The organism is Thorsellia anophelis DSM 18579 (genome assembly GCF_900111395.1).
GTDB lineage: Bacteria > Pseudomonadota > Gammaproteobacteria > Enterobacterales > Thorselliaceae > Thorsellia > Thorsellia anophelis.
Window position 1 is genome coordinate 50,336 of sequence record NZ_FOHV01000010.1, and the last position, 21,969, is coordinate 72,304.

The window sequence follows — 21,969 nt, forward strand, 5'->3', positions numbered from 1 at the left end:
ACGTGAATGAATAACAAATAATTGTAACAGAATGAAAAAATTATAAGTCATTAGAAAGGATGCTAAATGAACCAATTAAATTTAACTTTACGACCACATCACCGATTTTTATTAGATGTGATTCGTTTACATGCACCGGTGACAAGAGCGGAACTTAGCCGTATTACCAGATTAACGCCAGGGGCGATTACTCAACAATGCAGAGAATTAATCTTCTCAGGTTTAGTGATTGAAGGAGATAGAATCACAGGAAATAGAGGGCAACCCTCGTTACCTTTAAGTTTAAACCCTGAAGGGGCATATACATTAGGGGTTGCTTTTGGTGCAGATCATATTGATTTTTCAGCGGTTGATTTAGCAGGCAACTTACTTTTTAATGCTCAAGAATTCCATGAGGATAATCAAACATTAACCTCAGCGCTAACACAGTTGAAATCATTTATCCCAAATACGTTAGATCAATATGGTTTAGATCAAAATAGAATTTTAGGAATAGGGCTTGCCCTACCAGGTTATATTCAAAAAGATGGGACGTGTAGGCCATCAGTTTCATGGTTACATGATTGGTGCAATACCGATTTAACGGATTATTTCTCAAAAGCATTTTCATATCCTGTGTGGGTGGAGAACAATGCAAATACTTCTGCTATTGGTGAATACTATTCAGGAAACTGGGAGCAATCGCGTAATCTTATCGCACTCGATTTTTCTTATGGATTAAGCGCAGGCATTATTATTGAAGGGAAGTTACTTAGGGGCACGTTTGGTAATGCAGGAGAAGTCGGGCTACAAACTCAATTTCCAATATCAGAGGCTTCACAAATTGATTTACAGCAAGCAGTTGAGAAGCATGGGTTAGATTATCAGGATATCGATAAACTGATAGAATCAAATCATCCTGTAATAGATTCGTGGTTTAATCAGAGAATAGACCAAATTGAGCAGATTGTCACAAGTGGAATGTGCTGGCTTGATCCTGAGTTAATTGTTCTGACGGGTATTTTACCAAAAGGACTTCTTGCTCGTATAGAAACGCATCTAAACCGTCAACTAGCTATGCGCTTTGATAGTTTTAATGCTAGGGCAAAAATTGAGTATACACGAAACGGTATTGAGAATGTTGCGTTAGGAGCGGCACTTTTACCTCTCTATCAAACATTGTCCTTAGACTAATGTTTTTCTATTTCCCCTCTCTTTTTTCTTAAGCTAAATGAAGAGGGGAGCATTTCGACTTAAAATTGTTACTTCATCGAGTTGATGTAGGTTTTAATAGATGGTCACTTAGCACTTCATTTATTTTAATATCAATCACATAATCTGTTCTTTGAACTGTTTTTCGATTGCTGATCTTAGTCTCTCATCTAGTTAAAATAGTGATTCATCCATTAATCTATCAGTCGATGTAAATCGGCTAAGAATTCACTACTTTGAATTTGGGTTAATACCTTAAACAATACACCATTTTCACCCGTTTGGTCAGCTATCGCCTCAGTTATGACGACATTTTTGATGAGCTGTTCGGTATTATCATCAAAATCATAATCATAAGCCACTTCAATTCCAGGTGTAATCTCTATCGACAGCATATAATTATCTGCGATAACCTTCCCAACTGGCTTGTATATCTAAATTTTTATTTTTCCAAGGTCGATTTCGGTGTGCAAATGACTTGTCTATCAATGCTTTTGGTATATTAATTAGATTAGTACCGAGTAACCAAGGAGGGCTAGAGAGCGGCTTATTGTCAATTTCAGTTAACGGAGTTGGATTAGGTGGTACTGGCTCAGATGAAGTGACTTGAATAGAGGCGTTAGGTAACTCTATTTTTGATTCATTCACTAGTTGGTTGGTTTTTGTTGCCATTGATTGACTTTCTTTTAATTCATGCGTGGCAATACTTTCATTCTTAGTCTCCACCACAGTTACCGATTCCACGTAGCCTTTTTTCAATTTATCAGCAATTAATTTATCCTTTGCTAAGCTGGCTTTGTGCTCGTCATCAAAATTTTTTATTTGTGATTGACCTTTGGTGCCTATTTTTCCCCATGTCACCCATAATTCTAGGCCTGAGTGTTGCACTTGCCAAAATTTTTTTGATTTTTCATTTTTAAATTCAAAATACCACATAGACTATCCTTACAATTACGTGATTTATCATTAAACTTATCATTTTTCGAAGCCAATCAATTCCACGTTTAACTTTATTAATTTTTATAAACAACATCTTATAGTTAAAACGCTGTCATAATTTAGGATAAGGATTTCGTGTTTTCAGAAGTATTCATTTAATAGTAGTTGCTTAAGTGCTATTTTATTAAGATGATTTGCTTATAAAACACTTAAATATTCGATGAAAATTAATTACATTCAATCTGTTTGTAGAAAGCTTGAACGACCCTCAATAGTGCTAACCTAACCCACCTTTTAAATATGGGTAGTGAATTTTCTAATCGGTGATGTTCACAGCATAAGGATAAACAATTCAATTAATTTTTTGGCTTGTATAACAAATATCTAAGATTCTTAATGAGATGAAATTAAAGGACAATGAGTTATAAATAATTATTGTTGATTCAGTCATCAATAGTAAGTCTATTTTTACCTTGGATAATAAGCAATCTCGCCATTATTTGTGTATTTAGCGTGTTGTGTTAGTGTGTTATCATATAAATAAAAGTATATTAGAACAATTGAAATAAAGTAAATTAAAATTAAACGTTAGATCTAACGAATGAACGAACAAAAAGATACTAAATAAAATTTAATCGTATCGATTTGATATGCACAGATCAATTTAATATCATAAAAAAGCCTGGTATTTTCAGAGAGGTAACTCATGACTTTTACTCATACTATTACCAATAAAATATTATCTGATTGCAAAAACAATTTAGACAAATACGATTCCTTATTTCAGAAAAATAAAGAACTAGGTGAACGATTTTATACTCAACTGAAGTCTGACTCAGAGTCAAAAGTTGTCAGTTGGACATGGGCCACAGGTCAGATGTTTAGTCCTGAACCTTTTTATTTTCAAGAGCATCGATACAAACAAGGTGAATGGTTAGATAATCAACCTGATGACATTGAAGATTTTTACTGCTACGGGCTTGATTTAAATAATCGAATTATCATTGAACGTCGTGGATTCAATTATTTTGGCAATAAAGATAGGGAGCCTGTCTATTATGAAACGTTTTATCATTATAATCTGTTAAACCAAGTTATTCAGAGTTTTTATTTTTCATACGATACTAAAACACATCCAACTAATCACTATTTTTTTGAATATGAAAACGACAAATTAATTTATGTTTATCGAATGTTTAATCAATCTAAAAATAATAAATTAGCTCATTATGCTGTTGAAAATGATCTATATATAGCCAAATATGAATTGAATATATCTACAAAATCGTTAATTAATTCAAATCATATTATTTATCTATATGGTGAAAATAAACAATTAGATAAGATAGAACGCGTTTATGAAAATATGACACAACTTATTTATAAAACGCCTACAAATGAAATTGATATCAATGCAGTCAAAGCGTGGCTTATAAATCATATACAGACGCTGATTGAGAAAAACAAACCTAGAGATAAGATCTATAGCTTTTTTTTATACTATGGGAGTGAGGATATACTTCCCCCTTATCTTTATTATGGATATCAATTTTACCGTGATGAAATGAGTCGTATGGATGAGTTTAATTTTTGCTATGTATGGCACCCTGCTGAATTTCCTGAGGAATTTGAATTACCTTATTTGTCTGATGTTAGTATTCCGGAAAATGTTTTTTTATTTTTACAAGAATCACAGCATGAAGATCAGGAAAAATTATTGTGTGAAGTTGCTATAGAGATAAAAACCTGGCTAACACAAAATTATGAATCTCTTTTGACTGATGATTTTAGCGTGGTGTTGACACATTTTGAATTACATACATTCAATCCTTTTTTTAAGTTAATCAATCCAGAGCGATACGAAACACTTAAATATCAATTTGAAAACTTTTAACATCATTAAATTAGTGAGTTAACGTGATGTTTGACTATTATTTTGTAAAATTTTGAGGATGATGGCATAACTGACAACTCAGTAAGAGAATAATCGAAAGTATGCTGCCATTATTAGAATCGCTGAAAACTTCACTATAGAAAGAATTTATGCATTGAGTTATTTGTGTTACCTAATCAGATGATAGGGAACATAAGCTACTGTGATAAGGCCCTAAGTTCAAACCGTAATCAAATGTGAACAAAAAACGATTCAGCTCTAGCATAGTTCAGTTTCTAGTCTGCATGATAATAGGTATACTGGTGCGATATTTATCGTTTTAAGAAAAGAATGCTCAAGTCTTCTTTAGGGATAAAATCAATGGCATTAAAACTAAATTGTGTAGGAGTTTCACGTTTTAGTTTCCCATCAAAACATAGGAAAACTAAACTATCTTTATTGGATTTATCAATAATAAGATTAAAATGCTTAATAGGCCCATCCCAGTTATTTGCTGTCGTTAAAATGTAATCGACAATAGCATACTCATATCCTTGATGATCCTTGTCTAATTTGCTATCTAGCTCAATTTGCTTATCTGACTCAAGGCAAAAATTAAAGTTATCATTATCATAGCTAAATGATTTTAATATTTCACCAACACTTCTTGGTACGCCAGAAGTATAACTTGGTTCATATTGATGCTTGATATGAATCAGCTCACCTGCAGGAAAGGTCTGTGTCCATGTGTAGTAATCTTGGATAATTAAACCAAGGCTCACACTATCTTCAATTATCCAACGTGGGCTAATTTTATGTGCACCGATATAGCTACCATTAGAAAGATAACTTTCTTCAATATATTCCATTAACTCAGTTTTCGTCCATCCATAACCTATCATTTCCTCTGTAATATCAACTCCTGATTTGGTTTTAAATATCGACTTTAATATTGGGGATACCTCTTTATTATTAATATATAAGGAATAATTTTTGACTGGATTGTAATCACTCATACCAAAATAGGCAGGTGGCATTGGAAAGGCAACATCCACAGTGATATCTTGATTTGATTTATTTTTGAATAAATAATCTACAGTAATTAATGTTGGACTAATATAGAGTATTTCATACTCAATTGAAATATCTTTTGTTTGTAATAATTCAATTGTTCCATTGCGACTACCATATGCTGTATCATTTGCCATAACATTTAATGCAGTTAGCCAAACTAAGATAGTTAATAAAAAATGATATTTTTGTGAAACCATTATTTTGTATTTTCCATTAAGTTTATTGATGATCAATATGCGAGCATTTGTAGCATAGATATTTTGTTGTTTTCAGGTTATTGAGTGAAAAAATGCTTATTCGGTATACTCACAGTAGTGCTCTGCATTAAAAGTGAAAATCACCTGTAAACATATTTATTTTAACTTCCAAAGACTACCTAATCATACACGTCATTTACTTACTCTACATCTGTTTTATGCAGATTATTCAAAATTGTGACTTAAATACACTAGTCTCATATTACTTTGTTAAAAATATGTAACAACTGTATTGACATTTACCGAATATCTCAATCATCACATTTTTAATCTAATCTGTATGATTGATGACGTGTGTTTTATTGATTGTTCTGTTAAAATAAACTAAATTTATTATCAATTATTTTGGTTAATCACTATCCTATGAGACTATTTACTTTTACACTTTTTATCTTATTTGCTTTAAGTCAATATAACTATTGGTATGGCAAAAATGGAAAGTTAGAATATCTTGCTTTAAAGCGTGATGTTGAAAAACAGCGCGTTCAAAATGAAGAATTAACTCAGCGCAATGAAAGGCTGTTTGCTGAGATTCGAGATTTAACGACAGGGTATGATGCGATTGAAGAACGTGCTAGAAGCGAATTAAATATGGTCAAACAAGGTGAAACATTTTATCGAGTTTTTCAAAAATAAACCCAAACATATTCGATGAATTAAAATTGTCTCTAACATTACCTATGACAGATAAAACACCTCTCTCAAATATTGTGGCTATTATTCCTGCGGCAGGTATCGGCAAGCGTATGGGGAGCATGATACCAAAGCAATATATTAACGTGGCAGGTAAGACGATATTAGAGCATACCGTCTCAGCTCTTATGGCTCATCCTGCTATAGATACCATTATTATTGCGGTTGCTCAGCATGATACAACAATTCAAACATTACCTTTTGTACACAATCCGTCTATTCATATTGTGATAGGGGGAGAGGAACGTTCTGACTCTGTTTACTCTGCTCTTAATTTTGCAAAAAAGAATTTATTTGCTAAATGGGCGCTTGTGCATGATGCTGCAAGGCCGCTTATTGCATATCATCAAATAGATAAACTTCTATCGGTAATGTCAGATTCGATAGGGAAAACAGAAGGATATACCGGAGCAATACTCGCACTACCAGTAAAAGATACCATTAAGCAAGGTAAAATAGACAATCACACTACTTGTATTGATAAAACGCTACCAAGAACATTGCTTTGGGCGGCACAAACGCCGCAGTTATTCCCTGTTGATATTTTGCATCATGCTATTGAATATTGTCATGACAATCAGCACTTGTTGACAGATGAAGCCTCTGCTATAGAGATGATGGGACTAAAGATTAGGCTGGTTGAAGGAGTATCTTCTAATATTAAATTAACGGAACCTGATGATTTAGCGTATATAAAATTTATGCTAATGAATCAATTAAGTGAATAAATGCATAAAGGAGTGGTTATGAGAGTGGGTCATGGGTTTGATGTGCATGCCTTTGGAGGCGAAGGTCCACTGATGATTGGTGGTGTGGCTGTTCCTTTTAATCAGGGGTTTCTTGCGCACTCAGATGGTGATGTGCTGCTTCATGCAGTCACTGACGCATTATTAGGCGCATCTGCATTAGGGGATATAGGACAGTTATTTCCAGACACCGATCCAAAATACAAAGGAGCCAATAGCAGAGAACTGCTTAAAACAGCTTGGCAATTGATTGCAAAAAAAGGCTATAGGATTGTTAATATCGATGTTACTCTCATGGCTCAGAGTCCTAAAATGGCACCACATATCCCTCAAATGAGAATTAATATAGCTGATGATCTTGGTATACATTTTGACCAAGTCAATGTTAAAGCAACTACGACTGAACAGTTAGGATTTGTAGGTCGTTCTGAAGGGATAGCTTGCGCTTCAGTTGTGCTGATTACAAAAGAGGGGTGAAAATGCATTCGACTTTTTCAAATAGTCTAACTCCTCAAGCAAAGAAAATGCTCTTTGAACTTCAGTCAATGGGGATTACTAATGAAGCAATTTTAACAGCAATCAGCATGGTGCCTAGAGACCGATTTATAGATCAAGCGCTTGCTCATCAAGCTTATGATAATCTAGCGCTACCGATAGGGTCAGGTCAAACTATTTCTCAACCCTACATTGTCGCAAAAATGACTGAACTATTAGCTTTAAAAACGAATGATAAAGTTTTAGAAATTGGTACAGGTTCTGGATACCAAACAGCCGTATTAGCTAAACTAGTAAGCCAAGTTTATACTGTTGAGCGCATTAAATCTTTACAGTGGGCGGCTTATCGTCGCTTGCAATCCATCGATATTTATAACATATCTTCTAAGCATGGAGATGGCTGGGAGGGATGGAAAAGCCATGCGCCATTTAATGGAATTATCGTTACGGCAGCAGCAAGCCAGATCCCAATAACACTATTACATCAATTAGCCGATGGTGGGAGATTGGTCATTCCAGTTGGTGAAGATAGCCAATTACTCAAATTAATTACTCGCCATGGTGATACTTTTAAAGTCAAACAAATTGAAACTGTCAAATTTGTGCCTTTGATACAAGGCGAGCTTTCTTAGTCCTATGTATTAATATAGCAGTTGCTAATAACCTAAATGGCATGACTGTTTACTCAGTGATAAATCTGTTAATATATTGGTTAATCGTGATATCAACTACCATAGATTGTTTAACCTAGATTAGAGAATAATATGATTAAAAACTTATTTACCCAGCAATGTCCTCTGCACGGCCATGTATCAGTTAAACCAGTAATGTTATCTTTAGCAATGATTTCACTGTTACTGGTTGGATGTGCACGCACAGATGCACCAGCTCCTGTTGTATCAGTGAATGATGCCCGCTCACCTCAGCAATCATCAAATGATATGGGAAGCTCAGGTAGTGTAGGAGTGGTACCACTGTATCCTGAAAATTCAAGCTCAATGCCGGACTCGAGTCAAAGTGCAGTTGTGTATCAATCTCAACCGTATGAGAATCAGTCAACGTATTCCACACCAATTGGTAATGGACGTGATTACACCAATATTCCTAAAGGCAGTTTTTCAGGTTCAGTCTATACTGTTCAACCAGGAGATACTCTTTTTTATATTTCATGGATAACTGGTGCTAATGTAAATGAACTGGCAAGTTTAAATAATTTATCTGAACCCTATTCTTTGAGAGTAGGGCAGCAACTGAGTATATCAAATCAAGTAAATACACCTATTTACTCAGAACCTACGCAAAGCTCTGCGACAAACACTGTAATTGTTTCTACTCAAACAGTACCAGGTGGTGAGCCTTCTAGTGGCGGGAAAATGCTTGGGGGGAATACTGTGCCAATCGTTCCATCAACGGGCGCAATGAGCACCGGTGAACTCAGTAAAGTGAGTGCGAAAGGGTGGAGATGGCCAACTCAAGGGCAAGTCATTCAAGGTTTCTCAACAGCTGATGGCGGTATTAAAGGAATTGAGATTGCAGGTAATCAAGGACAAGCAGTTTATGCATCAAAGGCAGGTAAAGTTGTTTATGCTGGGAATGCTTTAGCCGGATATGGTAATCTGATTATTATCAATCATGATGGTGAAGATTTAAGTGCTTATGCTCATAATGATACTTTAATGGTTTCAGAGGGTACAGAGGTGAAAGGCGGAGAGCAAATTGCAACTATGGGTAGTAGTGGCACCGACAGAGTTAAGCTCTATTTTGAAATTAGACAAAAGGGCGTTTCAACTGATCCAATTAAATTTTTACCAGCTAAGTAATTGGATAGCAGCGTAAAAAAATCATAAAAATTAAAGTGTAGGGGTAGAACACATTAGTTAGAACGATTACAATGCGCACTCAATATTGAATATTCATATTGAACTTAGTTAAAAGCTAAGTAAACTATCCTTGTAACTACCGTACGAAACCTTCGTACGGTAGTATATTTGTTTAATGCTCGTATTTGAGTTTGTGTCAAGAATGGTATATTATCGAACCCTATTTACTTATTTGTTTCCTGCCACTGTATTTCATGCCTGCCTAGATTGGATAATATCTCATTAGTTTTTCTAAAGTGCCCACAAGTTAAAAAACCTCTATGCGCTGAAAGAGGTGAAGGATGAACACTAGTTAAAATTACGTGTTTAGTTTCATCTATCAAACTACTTTTCTTAATTGCGTAATTTCCCCACAGTAAAAAAATAACGTTTTGTTTATGATAGTTAATCAGTTCTATTATTTTGTCTGTATAGCGCTCCCATCCTAAATGGGCATGTGAATTAGCTTTACCCGCTTCTACCGTTAAAGTTGTATTTAATAAAAGTACGCCTTGTTTTGCTAAACCGCCAAGATAACCACTTTCTGGAATCTGAAAATCAGGATAGTCATGTGCGATTGATTTAAATATATTTCTGAGTGAGGGTGGAATAGTTACGCTTGGTTTGACTGAAAATGCTAGTCCATGTGCCTGATTAGGACCATGATAAGGATCTTGCCCTAGTATAACCACTTGTACTTGATTAAATGGGGTGAGCTCAAGCGCTTTAAATATATTCTGTTCTTCAGGATAGATAGTCTTTCCTGCTTGGCGATCAGTTGAGATGGATTGCAAGATATTTTGAAAATAGCTCTTTTTTTCTTCATCAGCTAGAAGTGTTTTCCAATTTAATGACATGTATGAGTTCTCTATTATCGATTTAAATTAACAAATAAGCTATTTATTGTTTTTAAACAATGCATAACAACATTTACTATTTTTGAAGTTAAAAAATTGTTAAGACTTAACATAAATCAAAACAAGCATCACTAGGTTCTTGTAGTATATTTTAGTGATTTATCCAAGGGTAAAGGCTTAGGTGCCTATTTAGATTATTTAATTTTAACTGATATGGATAATTAGAGAAACATCTATATTTTGAGGTGCCATATGCCAGAATTAATACTTCCAACATCATTAATTGCAAAAATGGATAAACCAGGGCCGCGCTATACCTCTTATCCAACAGCAGATAAGTTTACTGATGCTTATACTTTTACTCAGCATCAAGAAACATTAAAAATGTTAGGCTCGAATTATCATAATGAACCTATCTCGCTCTATTTTCACATTCCTTTTTGTCAATCGGTTTGTTTTTATTGTGCTTGTAATAAAGTAATTACCATGCACCAACACCGAGCTGATGAATATTTTATGCATTTGATTAAAGAGATTGATTTAACTACTCAACTAATTTCAAAGCGTTTAACTGTGAGTCAAATTCATTTTGGTGGAGGGACGCCCACTTATATGACGGATGAACAGTTAGAGGCTATTTTAATCCATGTGAGGAAAAAATTTGATGTAACTAGGGATGTTGAGTGTTCTATAGAAATCGATCCTAGAACAGTTAATTACGATAGGCTAAATCGTTTAGATGATATTGGGTTTAATCGAATCAGTATTGGTGTGCAAGATTTTGATGGGGACGTTCAAAAAGCTGTCCATAGGGTCCAGCCCTTTAGGCAGGTAGCAGAAATTTTCCTAACAGCAAAAAAATTAGCCATTGAATCTATCAATGTTGATATGATTTATGGATTACCTAAGCAAACCCCTGAAACGTTTGCTCAAAGTTTAGAAACGTTAATTGATCTAAAGCCAGATAGAATCGCATTGTATGCATACGCACATTTACCTGAACGATTTAAACCACAAAGACGGATCATAACTGAGGAACTTCCTACCTCTGAACAGAGGTTGACTATGCTGGGCATGGCGATAGAACAGTTAACAAAAGCAGGGTGGGATTATATTGGGATGGATCACTTTGCTTTACCAACTGATAGTTTAGCGATCGCTAAAAGAGAAGGAAAATTACAGCGTAATTTTCAAGGGTATTCAACACATGCAAAAACGGACTTAATTGGATTTGGAGTCTCTGCAATTAGTCTAATTAATGGTAATTACTCTCAAAATCAACGAGAGTTAATTGCATATGAAGATGCATTAGCCAATCATCAGCTCCCTTCTTTTAGGGGATATGCAAGCGATGCTGATGATCTATTACGCTACACCATCATTATGCAAATTATGTGCCAAGGAAAAATATCGTTTAGCGAGATCAATAAAGAATTTGATATCGATTTTTTAAATTACTTTAAACATGAACTATTAAGTTTAGACGATTTAATTACCGAAGGGCTTTGTTATTATGATGATGAACAATTGGTTGTAACTAATAGAGGATGGTTTTTAGTCAGGGGAATTGCAATGCGGTTTGATAAACATTTGCAAAACAGACTTGATACTCAAACAAGGTTTTCAAAGATAATCTGATTATTTCTGTCTCAATTAAAGATTGGTTTTTGCATTTTTCAATTATAGGATGCAAAAACCAATTTTGTTAATGATATCATGTTTAAATCAATAGTAGCTTATCACTATTCATCATCAAAAATGACGCCATCATCTTCGTCAGAACCATCTTCAAAATAGGTCCCCCAACCATCATATTCGCAGTTGAATTTTCCAGCAAGTTTAATCATCAGCTCAACTTGTTCATCTATTTTTTCAGCAACAAGATTCATCTCGCAAACAACATCGCATGCAAAAAAGACTTCTCCATTTTCATCTTCTAATTCTTCAGCATCAGTCACTTCAAAGTCTAATTTAAACGCTTCAACAGCAAGGTTTTCTAATTGCTCAAAATCATCAGATGCAAAATGGTGTTCTATCAAATACAATGCATCAGGTAAACTACCATCATCTAGTAGATTTTTAATAATATCACGAGTTTCTATTTTAATTTGTTCATAGTATTCAATTTGCTCTTCGGTAAGAGCTGGATATGTACTGGCCATATGATTTCCTTTAATGTGAGTGAGTTAAAATAGTAATAGTTAGGATTTAGTCTATTAATTAGCGATGTTATTAATTTTTTAAATGTATCAGTTATGCTTCAATATATAGAAAGACACTTAATAAGGCTAGCTTCATGATACTCTGAAATGAAACGTGTGAATAGTTAAAAAATGCAGAGTTGCATTCGATTTTCAGAATAAATGACACCTTAATCACTAGAAAAACAAGCGTGGACTCTAAAAAAAAGGATATTAGTTAAAAAAGGTTACATTTTTTTGCTATTATAGTCCATAATCTATACATCTAGGCTAATTTGAGTATTCAGTTTAGTAAAAGAATCTACTTTAGCCAGTAACTAAACACATTAATTTAATGTTTTTCATTCTATCGAACTGGTAATTTATGCAACATACTCATTTAACTGAACTTTCGTTTCAAGATCTTCCCCTTCATCCAGAGATTGCAAAAGCGCTTTCAATAAAGGGATTCACACGCTGTACACCAATACAAGCCTATACTTTGCCTATCACTTTAAAAGGGCAAGATGTTGCAGGCCAAGCACAAACCGGAACAGGTAAAACCCTGACGTTTTTAATTGCTGCATTTCATCATCTTTTACATAATCAAGCAAAAGGGGATGAGACCACTTTTCAAAAAAATCAGCCTCGTGTTGTTATTATGGCGCCGACACGTGAACTTGCGGTACAAATTAGTAATGATGCTACCTTTTTAGCCGATCATTTGAACTTTAAGATAGGGCTTGCTTATGGTGGGGAAGGGTATGATAAGCAAGTAAAAAAAATTGAATCGGGTGTGGATATTTTAATTGGTACCACAGGCAGGATTATTGATTATGTCAAACAAAACATATTGGATATGAGCGCTGTTGAAGTGATGATATTAGATGAAGCAGACAGAATGTTTGATCTTGGCTTTATAAATGATATTAGGTGGCTATTTAAAAAAATGCCCGCGCCTTCTATGAGACTTAATATGCTTTTTTCAGCTACATTATCTTATCGTGTGCGCGAACTAGCTTTTGAGCATATGGATAACGCTGAATATGTTGAAATTGAACCAGAAAGAAAAACAGGCCATAGAATTAAAGAAGAGCTATTTTACCCCTCCATGCAAGATAAAATTCCTCTTTTATTAACCCTTATGGAAGAAGAGTGGCCTGATAGAGCAATTGTATTTGCTAATACTAAACATCACTGTGAATCTGTATGGGGTTATTTAGATGCCGATGGACATAGAGTTGGATTGCTAACAGGTGATGTACCGCAAAAGAAACGTCTTCAAATTTTAGAGGCATTTACCCAAGGTAACTTAGATATTTTAGTTGCAACTGATGTTGCTGCAAGAGGGCTGCATATTGCAGAAGTAACACATGTATTTAATTATGATTTACCTGAAGATTGCGAAGACTATGTCCACCGCATCGGTAGAACAGGGCGCGCAGGGGCTTTTGGGCACGCAATTAGTTTTGCTTGTGAAGATTTTTCTATTAATCTTCCTGGTATTGAAGAATACATTGGGCACGCCATACCTGTTACACATTATGATCAAACTAAATTACTTACAGAAATAGCTGCACCTACAAAAAGTGCATACACTTATAAATCTAATCAAGGTGATAAGCGTAATTCACGTAAATCTTCTCAGTTTAATCGTAATAGGCGCTCGACTAAACCACAACAAACTATGACACCATGATAGAAAATTTGCCACGTGATAATGATTTATTTGCCATAATTGACCTAGGGTCAAACAGTTTCCATTTATTGATAGCTAGATTTTTGCATGGACGCTTACATCCGATACAAAGAGTGAGGCGAAAAGTTCAATTAGCAAGTGGCTTAGATACAAATAACTTATTAAATGAGCAAAGTATTAAACGTGGCTTAGAGTGTATTGCAATTTTTGCTGATCGTGTTGGACACTTTAATCCTGTTAATGTAAGAGCGGTTGCAACCGCAACTTTACGTCTTGCTCATAATCGTGAACAATTTATTTCTCGGGCTGAGCGTTTGCTTGGGCACAAAATCGAGGTCATCGATGGTGAAAAAGAAGCATCGCTTATTTATCTAGGGGCTTCACTGGCATCTCACGATCAACCTAAACGCCTTGTCATCGACATTGGTGGTGCAAGTACAGAAATTATTATTGGGGATGATTTAGATATTCGATATTTAAAAAGTCTTTCAGTTGGTTGCGTGACTTGGCAACAACAATTTTTTACTTCAAAAATAATTTCATTAAATCAGTTTGATGAAGCGACTAATAAAGCTAAGCTTATTTTTTTAAAAGAAAAGAGTGAATTGTCGCATTTGGATTGGGATGTGGCACTAAGTGCTTGCGGTACGATTCAAACACTTAATGAAATTATGATAGCCCAGCGATTAGGTTCTGAAATTACACTGGACATTTTGTACAAGCTAAAAGATCAGATTATTCAATCTACTCAACTTGGTTTAATTACTGTTAAAGGGCTGTTTTTAGACAAAGCGGTAGTGTTTACCAGTGGCCTTAGTATCTTAATTGGCTTATTTGAAGCACTTGAAATTCAAACGTTAGTCCCAACTGATGGTGCACTTAGAGAAGGGTTGCTTGCTTCATTTGAGTTTACACACCAAAATGCAATTGATGATAATGCAGCTATTAGCTATATACAAAATCGCTATCAAGTGGATGTAGAACAGGCTAATCGAGTACAAGCTCAATTAGAAAGGTTTATTCTGTCAAATTCAGCTACAATCACATTATCCACGAGAATTAAAAAAATCTTAAGATATTGTATTGCACTTCACGAAATTGGATTAGTGGTGGACTTAAAAAACACCAATCAACATGCAAGTTATTTAATTCATCATATTCCACAGTTAGGTTTAACTTCTTACGAAAAAATACTGATTTCACTGTGGCTTCAGATGCTTAATCCACAAAAAATTAAAGTGACTCAACTCGTTAAGCAATCGGTACTTGATTTGGTAGATGCAACTCTTCTTTCTATCATGATTAAATTGGCTGTGATCAGCTGCAGTCACCGAGATGATAGGTTTGTGGCGCCATTTGTTGTGAAGATTTTTAAAAAAAATAGCCACTCTAATCAAATCATAGATGCAAATAATCTAGATTCAATTGAATTAATAGAGTTGCAAATATCTAAGAGTTATCTTTTAACTCACCCATTAGTGAGCGCTTATTTGCAAGAATTGATTCATGAAATCAAATATGAAGTAAAAATTAATATCAAACTAAGTAGACTTTAAAAGTACAATTGAATTTAACTAAGAGAGTTTTTATGCCATTTAACATCCCTATTTTATTGACCTACTTCAGGATACTATTGATTCCTGTGTTTGTCGTTACGTTCTATTTGCCATTTAAATGGACAGCAACGGTTACTGCAGGTATTTTTGTAATTGCAGCGGTAACTGACTGGTTTGATGGTTACTTAGCAAGGAGATGGAATCAAAGCACTCAATTTGGAGCGTTTTTAGACCCTGTAGCAGACAAGGTGATGGTAGCTGTAGCTTTAGTGCTTTTAGCTGAACATTATCGTGTATGGTGGGTTTCCCTGCCGATTGCAACTATCATCGGCAGAGAGATAATTATTTCTTCTCTACGCGAGTGGATGGCTGAATTAGGTAAGAGGGGACTTGTAGCAGTTTCTTGGATTGGTAAATTAAAAACAACCGCTCAAATGACTGCTATTGGCTTACTTTTATGGCATCCATATAAATGGGTTGAATATGTCGGTTTTGTTTTGCTTTATGTTGCAACAGCTTTAACATTTTGGTCAATGTATCAGTATTTACAAGCGGCGAAAAAAGATTTGCTTGCTCAGCAAGAAATTGATAAGTAATTTATGTAATTGAAGGTGCCCAGTAGGAATCCCCTTGCTTTAGCGTGGGGGAGGATGTCAAAAACTAGGATCTTTATATAATTGTGGATTAAAACACTAGTTAAATATAATTTATAACTGGAAAAGTATTAAAATCGTTTGAAAAATAGCTAAATTGATACAAAAATATGCAATCGATACGCATTTTTCAATATTTATTCAAAAACTGATTGACTCATTCTCAAAATTCATTAAAATGCGCACCTGTTCAGAGACATTAACGAAACTTAAGTCACTGTGCGGGAATAGCTCAGTTGGTAGAGCGCAACCTTGCCAAGGTTGAGGTCGCGAGTTCGAGCCTCGTTTCCCGCTCCAAGCATGGTTAACATAGGCGCGTTGGCAGAGTGGCCATGCAGTGGATTGCAAATCCATGAACCTCGGTTCGACTCCGGGACGCGCCTCCAAAAAGTAGTAGCAATCACCTGCCCAGGTGGTGAAATCGGTAGACACAAGGGATTTAAAATCCCTCGCCCGAAAGGGTGTGCGGGTTCAAGTCCCGCCCTGGGCACCAATTCCTCTTTGGTGATGTTCAAAATATTCAAAATAACTTCAAAAACAAGCATTTATAATATTCCTTAAAAATTCATTTTCACTATTTTTAACCTAATTTAATATCAATTCTCGCATGAATCCCGCACGATTCCCCCACGAATCCCGCACAAAAATTATATTTTTTTTCTGCTCAAAACTTCTCAATCATATTTAATAGCTTTCTTTTCAGTACTTTAAAATCCACATGCATAGTAATAAGTAAAACGCTTATTCGCTTAAGTATTTTTTTTAAGTGGCCAATTATCCATAATGACTTTTCGACATATAGGGAACGATTCGTCTTATGCACGGATTGCAAATGTAGATAAAAATATTTTATTTATGGAAAAGGGAATTTATGGCCAGCATTAAAAAAAATGATAAAGGATATCGAGTTCAGGTTCAAGTTAAACACTTGAGAGAATCAAAGACATTTGCAACACGAAGAGAAGCTACGGAGTGGGCTTTCAAACGTGAAAATGAATTTAGGGAACAGATAGCTAATAAGGAAAGCAATAAATTTACATTAAAAGATGCGTTAAGACGGTATTCAAAAGAAATTTCACCCACCAAGCGAGGGATCCGCTGGGAGCAAATTAGACTCGCGGCATTTGAAGAACGAAATCTGCCATTAGAAAAATTTATGTGTGATGTAGATAATGATGATATAGCCCTTTACAGGGATTCGCGATTAAAAGAAGTATCTGGTGCCAGTGTACTACGCGAACTCAATCTACTTTCTTCCGTTTTTGAAATCGCTAGAATTGAGTGGCGTTGGTGTGAGAAAAATCCAGTAAAAGAGATACGCAAGCCACGTAGCCCTAAGCATCGTGAGCGAGTGTTAAGTTGGTATGAAATCAGGGCAATGCTTAAAATCTTAGGCTACAAAACAACAGGAAAAATAACTTCAAATAAACAAGCGGTTGCTATTTGCATGTTAGTCGCCCTAAGAACAGGCATGCGGGCAGGAGAATTGTGCGGATTAGAATGGTCTCATGTATTTGAGAGACATGTTCATTTGCCGTTAACAAAAAATGGTAATTCCAGAAATGTACCTTTGTCAAATAAAGCAAAAGGATTAATAGAAAGAATGCGTGGTGTAGATGATGTTTTAGTGTTTGGCATGACGTCCCAGACATTATCGTCAGCATTTAAAAAACAGAGGCAAAGAGCGGGGTTAAGTGGCTTTACTTGGCATGATACCAGACATACGGCCGCAACCATGCTAAGTAAAAAATTAAAAGTACTTGATCTGTGTAAAATGTTTGGATGGAGCGATCCTAAAATGGCGATGGTTTATTATAATCCGCATGCATCATCGCTTGCGGATTATCTCAACTAGTGCCAATTAGATTAATCTTAAATATTTGGCAATTTCAGCACCTGTGATTTTGCCATCTATTTGTTTTATTTTACCTTCTTTGATCCTACGCTGAAGAGTAGGATACGTCATTCCTAATTTTCTGCAGGCATCAGCATAATTGTAAACCGCAAAATCAGCAATTGCCATTTTTGCTCCTTGTTTAGCTGCTTCTGATAATAATCTTTCTAACTCATTTTCTTGCATTGTATAAACCATGATATTACTCCTTTAAAATCATAATAAGTTACGGTATTAAAATCTATTCATTTAGTTGCTATTCATAATTTTCAGTTGGATGATGTCTTTTACCCCACTGAATGTGGGCTGTTTTATTTTGCGATTAAAGAAATCCGCAATCACAGTGGCGAGCTCTTGTTCAAGCGCTTCTGTTATATCATCAAGATACAAGTTTCTTTCATCCATGCTCCCAAGGGTCGGTAGATCAAACGCATCATCTCTAATACAAGTGATGACTTTATAGGGATCAATCATGTCGATATGAGAAATTTGAGTTTTCTGACCACAATAAAATTTAATATCATGATCGGATTGATTAGTTTCTAGTTCTGCTAAGAACACTTCTTTTTCTTGAAAATGACGACCATTAAGGCTAAAAACTAAATCTTTAAGTTTAAATATTTCATGTAATTTCATGGGTGTACCTGTTTAAATTAAAATATAAAATCAGTGCATGCACTATTTAGTGTTGCTCTATAAAATCCATCTCTATAAGCGAATCGCGCTGTACTACATACGCGTTATGAGCTTTAGTGAGGTGTATGTTTGATTCCTTAAAGATCAATTTGGCTTGTTCTAAAGCTTTATCTAAAGCATCAATACACGTCAATGCATCAATATGTTCGCAAAATTTCAACAATCGCTCATCGAATTCTTTAATCGGATCTTCTTGATTTTGATGATCACTTACTACTTCCTCGATTATTTGAGGACTTGTTACATCTGCCTCTGTTATCGTTAATAGAGACTGAGCTGGTTTAACAGGTGTCACATCTTTTGGAGGCTGCACGTCAGCTAATTCGTCAGGCGTGTAAATACCCAAAATGGCGCCTGGTGTATAAAGCCGAGCCCAATACTTGACAGCAAGATAAGCAATTTGTTGTCTTGGATTAGTTTTCCATAGAGGTGAGTTTCTTACCCCTACTAAAGCTAAATACACAGGTTCTCCCCAGGTGATCTCATTGTCACCTTTGAGTATTGCACCAACACGACAAGCGAGGCCAACTTCACTATCAGCTTTGGTGGGATTAAATTGTTCCCAATTGCCAATATACTCATATTTGAAATGTCCCTGGATTGCCCCTGATGCCATAATGGCTGCATTAACTAATTGTGCTTCATAGCCAAGTATGCCATTGACTAGATGGGTTTTTTGCGCCACAGAGAACGGATTCATCCCCCACTGCGTGGCATGGAGTACAACCGCTAGGCAATCAGCTGGTTTTCCTTGCAGATGCCGAGGAACAGTCACTACACCTTGTGCCATAACTTCTGCAAATTTTTGGATTGCCATTAAATTCTCAGGAGAAAAAATAATGTTTGAAGTTTGTGGGGTGATATCATTAAGTTGTTGGTTTTGTATGCTTACAGTATTCATGCTATTTCTTCCTTGTTTTTAATCCATTTAGGTGCAGTTATTATTTCTGAGAATCCCCAGTCATTAGTAGTTTTACATTGATGGTAAAGCTCTAAATTTTTTCGAAACAATTTATGGCCAACTGCTGAGTAATCAGCATCTAATTCAAAGATGCGGACAGGGTACTTACCACAGTTAATGGTCTCACTGACTACGATAAATAGAAATTGAGCAGGCTCGCCAAAATGATTAAAAAATCCGTCTTTATACATTGCTTCTTGTACGTGATACCGATAATCATGAATTAATGAAGAAAATTTATCGATTTGTGCGGTTTTTTTAATATCTACGATGATAGGGTAATCTTTTAGCTGCTTATCAAAGCGAGAGCGGCATAATTCACCTGTTTCCTTATCGTTCCAATATATCGAACGTTCAGCATATCCCTCCAATTCCAAAAGCTTTTTTGCAGCTGGATGAGCGAAAACACTTTCTCTTAAAAGCATTAGTTTTTGATGCTCTTCATTGGTCATGATAGTGACACCAGATTTTTCTTGTTTTTTGAGAAAATTAGCCTCAATTTCACGACCTTCTTTGGTTCTTCGATTGACCGTTGGGGCGAAGATAAAACGCTTTGAAAACTCTTCTGGTTCAAGCAATAAACAATGCAAAGCAGAACCCATATTTAATGCATTTAATTTACTGGTATCGACAGGCGCTTTTTTATTCCATAAAAAGGTATTGGGAGAACAGGCGATAAGATCGAGTTGTGATTTGCTGACGCCTTGAGAACGTTGATATTCTTCATTCAGCATGTTGTCAAAAATTCCGATAGTCATGTTACATCCTTGTTGTAGTAATGGTTAGTAAATATTTATATTTTTGTGATTAAGACTTGTTTGGTAATCACGTTAATTATTTATTAGTGTATGAATGTCTTTACTTAAAAGTGCAAAGTCAAACATTGCCTTAAACCCTTCGCGATTATTTGGAAAAGTGTATAAAGTTCCATTCATGCGAAGGTGTAAAAAAAGTCCATCTACAAAAAACAGCATAGGTAAATTCCCTTTAGATTGATTCAATGAATACGTTTAGTCGAAAGGATCATCAATTTTGTTCCATTAGCTGTAGCTTGTTTTTTTATCTTGCGTTCTGTAAAGATAAATGATGAGATCAATATTGCTGTTTAACTCCCCAAGACAAAGAATCTTTTCATCTTTCACTAGAGTTTCATCCTGAATCTCTTTTTGAATTAGATATATATCACCGTCTATTTGTTGTTCTTCAAACGTAATTTCCTTGTTTTTGATTTCAATTTTTAATTGAGAATCCAACCATTGGTATGGAATGTTTTTTTTGACTAACGTCATTTTTATTAAATCCATTATTTTCATAGTTCTTACTCCTTTAAGAAAATTTTTTCAATTAGATAGTAGGTTTAGGTATTTACTGTTATCCGGGCAGTGACAACATAATACAACCTGAGTTGTTTATTGTAAATAACCTTTAGTTTATTTTTGTGTAAGGATTTCGAAAAATTTTAATTTGAGTTTATTAGGTATTGTTTTTTATTGATTTTTTTAAAAGAAAAAATAAAAAAAACCACTATGTTTAGTGGTTTTTATAAAAAGGAAGGGGATTTATTTATTTTTAGATGGCTAACATGACTTGAATAGCTCTGCCAATAATATGAATTTCATTGATATACACTTCTTCAACAGGGTAATTTGAATTATAACTTTTTAATATGATTTTATCTGGTGCTGTACGGTATAAAATTTTTACTCTTTTCCAGCCACTTTGCTCAATAACAAATATTTTACCATCAACAATTGATTTATCACGGGTATTTATAGTTATTGTTGAACCTTCAGGAATGTTGGGTTCTAAAGAATTATCGCCTAAAATTATACAGAATAGAGATTTTACATCAGAACATTTGTGAAACAGTGCTAATGTTGATTTGGAAAATTGTACGACTTGTTTTTCGCTCGTAGTGACATAGCCTTCTGAGTTAATATCATTTAAGTTGCTAATGAGGGGGATCGAAATTATGTTTTCATTTTCAATAAGTTCACTTTCATTGTGAGCATTAGTAACGAATTCTTGGTAATTTTCTAAATGACCAGATTTGAGCCATTCAACACTAACACCTAAGACTTTTGCAAAATCATAGATATCCCTAGGCTTTAATGTTTGCCCATCTTCAATTTTAAAAACAGAGGCTTGACTCACCCCAACTTTCTCTGCAAGTTGTTTTTGAGTTAATCCTTTGGATTCGCGTGCAAGTAAAAATCTATTCGCTAAAGTATTTTCTTTCATATTCAAATTATAATCCAAGTAATAACATTTGTTAAGCCAATAATAAATACTTTACTTTTTAGTAAAAAATAAATAAAAAAGCATTTTTTAGTGGAATTTTAAAAA

Annotated in this window: 23 protein-coding genes and 3 tRNA genes; 15 read left to right on the forward strand and 11 right to left on the reverse strand. The window is 34.8% G+C overall.

Going from position 1 to position 21,969, the window contains the following annotated elements:
* The first annotated feature begins 66 nt into the window (after window positions 1-66).
* Window positions 67-1,173, forward strand: a complete 1,107-nt coding sequence (locus BMW37_RS07680; RefSeq protein WP_093319310.1) for an ROK family transcriptional regulator — start codon at window positions 67-69, stop codon at window positions 1,171-1,173.
* Between the two features lie 212 nt (window positions 1,174-1,385).
* On the opposite strand, the gene BMW37_RS07685 is transcribed toward BMW37_RS07680, so the two are convergent.
* Both BMW37_RS07685 and BMW37_RS07690 read right to left on the reverse strand, forming a co-directional pair.
* A complete protein-coding gene (locus BMW37_RS07685; RefSeq protein WP_093319312.1) occupies window positions 1,386-1,586 on the reverse strand; it encodes a hypothetical protein in 201 nt (66 codons plus the stop codon).
* 4 nt (window positions 1,587-1,590) lie between these two features.
* Complete coding sequence (locus tag BMW37_RS07690) at window positions 1,591-2,127, reverse strand: WGR domain-containing protein (protein ID WP_093319315.1); 537 nt, start codon at window positions 2,125-2,127, stop codon at window positions 1,591-1,593.
* A 709-nt stretch (window positions 2,128-2,836) separates the two neighbouring features.
* Between BMW37_RS07690 and BMW37_RS07695 the strand changes: the two genes are divergently transcribed.
* Complete coding sequence (locus BMW37_RS07695) at window positions 2,837-4,024, forward strand: hypothetical protein (RefSeq protein ID WP_093319318.1); 1,188 nt, start codon at window positions 2,837-2,839, stop codon at window positions 4,022-4,024.
* Window positions 4,025-4,335: 311 nt separating this feature from the next.
* Here the strand turns inward: BMW37_RS07695 and BMW37_RS07700 are convergent, their stop codons facing one another.
* Window positions 4,336-5,274 carry a DUF4424 family protein gene (locus BMW37_RS07700; protein ID WP_093319321.1) on the reverse strand — a complete coding sequence of 313 codons (939 nt, stop codon included), beginning with the start codon at window positions 5,272-5,274 and terminating at the stop codon, window positions 4,336-4,338.
* 423 nt (window positions 5,275-5,697) lie between these two features.
* On the opposite strand from BMW37_RS07700, the gene ftsB reads away from it, so the two are divergent.
* The 5 genes from ftsB to BMW37_RS07725 all read left to right on the forward strand — a co-directional run bounded on the left by ftsB (window position 5,698) and on the right by BMW37_RS07725 (window position 9,088).
* Complete coding sequence (ftsB, locus tag BMW37_RS07705; RefSeq protein WP_093319324.1) at window positions 5,698-5,970, forward strand: cell division protein FtsB; 273 nt, start codon at window positions 5,698-5,700, stop codon at window positions 5,968-5,970.
* A 26-nt stretch (window positions 5,971-5,996) separates the two neighbouring features.
* Entirely contained in the window at window positions 5,997-6,755 is a 759-nt protein-coding gene (ispD, locus tag BMW37_RS07710; protein ID WP_093319326.1) for a 2-C-methyl-D-erythritol 4-phosphate cytidylyltransferase, read from the forward strand.
* An 18-nt stretch (window positions 6,756-6,773) separates the two neighbouring features.
* Window positions 6,774-7,250: a 2-C-methyl-D-erythritol 2,4-cyclodiphosphate synthase gene (ispF, locus tag BMW37_RS07715; RefSeq protein WP_093319329.1), complete on the forward strand. Its 477-nt coding sequence runs from the start codon at window positions 6,774-6,776 to the stop codon at window positions 7,248-7,250.
* Window positions 7,251-7,252: 2 nt separating this feature from the next.
* Window positions 7,253-7,900 (forward strand): protein-L-isoaspartate(D-aspartate) O-methyltransferase, encoded by a 648-nt coding sequence (locus BMW37_RS07720; RefSeq protein WP_093319333.1) that lies wholly within the window; start codon window positions 7,253-7,255, stop codon window positions 7,898-7,900.
* 132 nt (window positions 7,901-8,032) lie between these two features.
* Window positions 8,033-9,088, forward strand: coding sequence for a peptidoglycan DD-metalloendopeptidase family protein (locus BMW37_RS07725; protein WP_245711041.1), 1,056 nt, complete (start codon window positions 8,033-8,035; stop codon window positions 9,086-9,088).
* Between the two features lie 224 nt (window positions 9,089-9,312).
* On the opposite strand, the gene ung is transcribed toward BMW37_RS07725, so the two are convergent.
* Entirely contained in the window at window positions 9,313-9,984 is a 672-nt protein-coding gene (ung, locus tag BMW37_RS07730; RefSeq protein ID WP_093319336.1) for a uracil-DNA glycosylase, read from the reverse strand.
* Window positions 9,985-10,236: 252 nt separating this feature from the next.
* On the opposite strand from ung, the gene hemN reads away from it, so the two are divergent.
* Window positions 10,237-11,622: an oxygen-independent coproporphyrinogen III oxidase gene (hemN, locus tag BMW37_RS07735; protein WP_093319340.1), complete on the forward strand. Its 1,386-nt coding sequence runs from the start codon at window positions 10,237-10,239 to the stop codon at window positions 11,620-11,622.
* A gap of 104 nt (window positions 11,623-11,726) precedes the next feature.
* On the opposite strand, the gene rraB is transcribed toward hemN, so the two are convergent.
* A complete protein-coding gene (rraB, locus tag BMW37_RS07740; protein WP_093319342.1) occupies window positions 11,727-12,146 on the reverse strand; it encodes a ribonuclease E inhibitor RraB in 420 nt (139 codons plus the stop codon).
* Window positions 12,147-12,549: 403 nt separating this feature from the next.
* On the opposite strand from rraB, the gene rhlB reads away from it, so the two are divergent.
* From rhlB to BMW37_RS07775, 7 genes are all read left to right on the forward strand, one after another.
* Window positions 12,550-13,863 carry an ATP-dependent RNA helicase RhlB gene (rhlB, locus tag BMW37_RS07745; RefSeq protein ID WP_093319345.1) on the forward strand — a complete coding sequence of 438 codons (1,314 nt, stop codon included), beginning with the start codon at window positions 12,550-12,552 and terminating at the stop codon, window positions 13,861-13,863.
* Window positions 13,860-15,419 carry a Ppx/GppA phosphatase family protein gene (locus BMW37_RS07750; protein WP_093319347.1) on the forward strand — a complete coding sequence of 520 codons (1,560 nt, stop codon included), beginning with the start codon at window positions 13,860-13,862 and terminating at the stop codon, window positions 15,417-15,419. The genes rhlB and BMW37_RS07750 overlap by 4 nt, the downstream gene beginning before the upstream one ends.
* Window positions 15,420-15,451: 32 nt before the next feature.
* Window positions 15,452-16,015 (forward strand): CDP-diacylglycerol--glycerol-3-phosphate 3-phosphatidyltransferase, encoded by a 564-nt coding sequence (gene pgsA / locus BMW37_RS07755; protein ID WP_093319350.1) that lies wholly within the window; start codon window positions 15,452-15,454, stop codon window positions 16,013-16,015.
* Window positions 16,016-16,293: 278 nt separating this feature from the next.
* Window positions 16,294-16,369, forward strand: a tRNA-Gly gene (locus tag BMW37_RS07760).
* A gap of 15 nt (window positions 16,370-16,384) precedes the next feature.
* Window positions 16,385-16,458 (forward strand) — tRNA-Cys (locus BMW37_RS07765).
* Window positions 16,459-16,478: 20 nt separating this feature from the next.
* Window positions 16,479-16,565 (forward strand) — tRNA-Leu (locus BMW37_RS07770).
* Between the two features lie 378 nt (window positions 16,566-16,943).
* On the forward strand, window positions 16,944-17,927 hold the full coding sequence (locus BMW37_RS07775) for a tyrosine-type recombinase/integrase (RefSeq protein WP_093319353.1): 984 nt from the start codon (window positions 16,944-16,946) through the stop codon (window positions 17,925-17,927).
* A 6-nt stretch (window positions 17,928-17,933) separates the two neighbouring features.
* Here the strand turns inward: BMW37_RS07775 and BMW37_RS07780 are convergent, their stop codons facing one another.
* From BMW37_RS07780 to BMW37_RS07805, 6 genes are all read right to left on the reverse strand, one after another.
* Window positions 17,934-18,164, reverse strand: a complete 231-nt coding sequence (locus BMW37_RS07780) for a MerR family transcriptional regulator (protein WP_093319356.1) — start codon at window positions 18,162-18,164, stop codon at window positions 17,934-17,936.
* Between the two features lie 51 nt (window positions 18,165-18,215).
* Window positions 18,216-18,602, reverse strand: coding sequence for a hypothetical protein (locus BMW37_RS07785; protein WP_093319358.1), 387 nt, complete (start codon window positions 18,600-18,602; stop codon window positions 18,216-18,218).
* A 46-nt stretch (window positions 18,603-18,648) separates the two neighbouring features.
* The gene (locus tag BMW37_RS07790; protein ID WP_093319361.1) at window positions 18,649-19,563 is read right to left on the reverse strand and encodes a RecT family recombinase; all 915 of its coding nucleotides are present in this window, start codon (window positions 19,561-19,563) and stop codon (window positions 18,649-18,651) included.
* Complete coding sequence (locus BMW37_RS07795) at window positions 19,560-20,381, reverse strand: PD-(D/E)XK nuclease-like domain-containing protein (RefSeq protein WP_093319364.1); 822 nt, start codon at window positions 20,379-20,381, stop codon at window positions 19,560-19,562. The genes BMW37_RS07790 and BMW37_RS07795 overlap by 4 nt, the downstream gene beginning before the upstream one ends.
* A 282-nt stretch (window positions 20,382-20,663) precedes the next feature.
* Window positions 20,664-20,936: a hypothetical protein gene (locus tag BMW37_RS07800; protein WP_093319366.1), complete on the reverse strand. Its 273-nt coding sequence runs from the start codon at window positions 20,934-20,936 to the stop codon at window positions 20,664-20,666.
* A 256-nt stretch (window positions 20,937-21,192) separates the two neighbouring features.
* A complete protein-coding gene (locus tag BMW37_RS07805) occupies window positions 21,193-21,864 on the reverse strand; it encodes a LexA family transcriptional regulator (RefSeq protein WP_093319368.1) in 672 nt (223 codons plus the stop codon).
* Window positions 21,865-21,969 lie beyond the last annotated feature (105 nt).

Bases quoted from the DNA above. Each gene is read 5' to 3' on its own strand.
- BMW37_RS07720 (WP_093319333.1), top strand. From the start codon at position 7,253: ATGCATTCGACTTTTTCAAATAGTCTAACTCCTCAAGCAAAGAAAATG.
- ispF (WP_093319329.1), top strand. From the start codon at position 6,774: ATGAGAGTGGGTCATGGGTTTGATGTGCATGCCTTTGGAGGCGAAGGT.
- BMW37_RS07790 (WP_093319361.1), bottom strand. From the start codon at position 19,563: ATGAATACTGTAAGCATACAAAACCAACAACTTAATGATATCACCCCA.
- BMW37_RS07725 (WP_245711041.1), top strand. From the start codon at position 8,033: ATGATTAAAAACTTATTTACCCAGCAATGTCCTCTGCACGGCCATGTA.
- BMW37_RS07795 (WP_093319364.1), bottom strand. From the start codon at position 20,381: ATGACTATCGGAATTTTTGACAACATGCTGAATGAAGAATATCAACGT.
- BMW37_RS07680 (WP_093319310.1), top strand. From the start codon at position 67: ATGAACCAATTAAATTTAACTTTACGACCACATCACCGATTTTTATTA.
- ftsB (WP_093319324.1), top strand. From the start codon at position 5,698: ATGAGACTATTTACTTTTACACTTTTTATCTTATTTGCTTTAAGTCAA.
- BMW37_RS07800 (WP_093319366.1), bottom strand. From the start codon at position 20,936: ATGAAAATAATGGATTTAATAAAAATGACGTTAGTCAAAAAAAACATT.
- hemN (WP_093319340.1), top strand. From the start codon at position 10,237: ATGCCAGAATTAATACTTCCAACATCATTAATTGCAAAAATGGATAAA.
- BMW37_RS07690 (WP_093319315.1), bottom strand. From the start codon at position 2,127: ATGTGGTATTTTGAATTTAAAAATGAAAAATCAAAAAAATTTTGGCAA.
- BMW37_RS07805 (WP_093319368.1), bottom strand. From the start codon at position 21,864: ATGAAAGAAAATACTTTAGCGAATAGATTTTTACTTGCACGCGAATCC.
- BMW37_RS07750 (WP_093319347.1), top strand. From the start codon at position 13,860: ATGATAGAAAATTTGCCACGTGATAATGATTTATTTGCCATAATTGAC.
- BMW37_RS07695 (WP_093319318.1), top strand. From the start codon at position 2,837: ATGACTTTTACTCATACTATTACCAATAAAATATTATCTGATTGCAAA.
- BMW37_RS07775 (WP_093319353.1), top strand. From the start codon at position 16,944: ATGGCCAGCATTAAAAAAAATGATAAAGGATATCGAGTTCAGGTTCAA.
- rraB (WP_093319342.1), bottom strand. From the start codon at position 12,146: ATGGCCAGTACATATCCAGCTCTTACCGAAGAGCAAATTGAATACTAT.
- BMW37_RS07780 (WP_093319356.1), bottom strand. From the start codon at position 18,164: ATGGTTTATACAATGCAAGAAAATGAGTTAGAAAGATTATTATCAGAA.
- ung (WP_093319336.1), bottom strand. From the start codon at position 9,984: ATGTCATTAAATTGGAAAACACTTCTAGCTGATGAAGAAAAAAAGAGC.
- BMW37_RS07785 (WP_093319358.1), bottom strand. From the start codon at position 18,602: ATGAAATTACATGAAATATTTAAACTTAAAGATTTAGTTTTTAGCCTT.
- pgsA (WP_093319350.1), top strand. From the start codon at position 15,452: ATGCCATTTAACATCCCTATTTTATTGACCTACTTCAGGATACTATTG.
- BMW37_RS07685 (WP_093319312.1), bottom strand. From the start codon at position 1,586: ATGCTGTCGATAGAGATTACACCTGGAATTGAAGTGGCTTATGATTAT.
- rhlB (WP_093319345.1), top strand. From the start codon at position 12,550: ATGCAACATACTCATTTAACTGAACTTTCGTTTCAAGATCTTCCCCTT.
- BMW37_RS07700 (WP_093319321.1), bottom strand. From the start codon at position 5,274: ATGGTTTCACAAAAATATCATTTTTTATTAACTATCTTAGTTTGGCTA.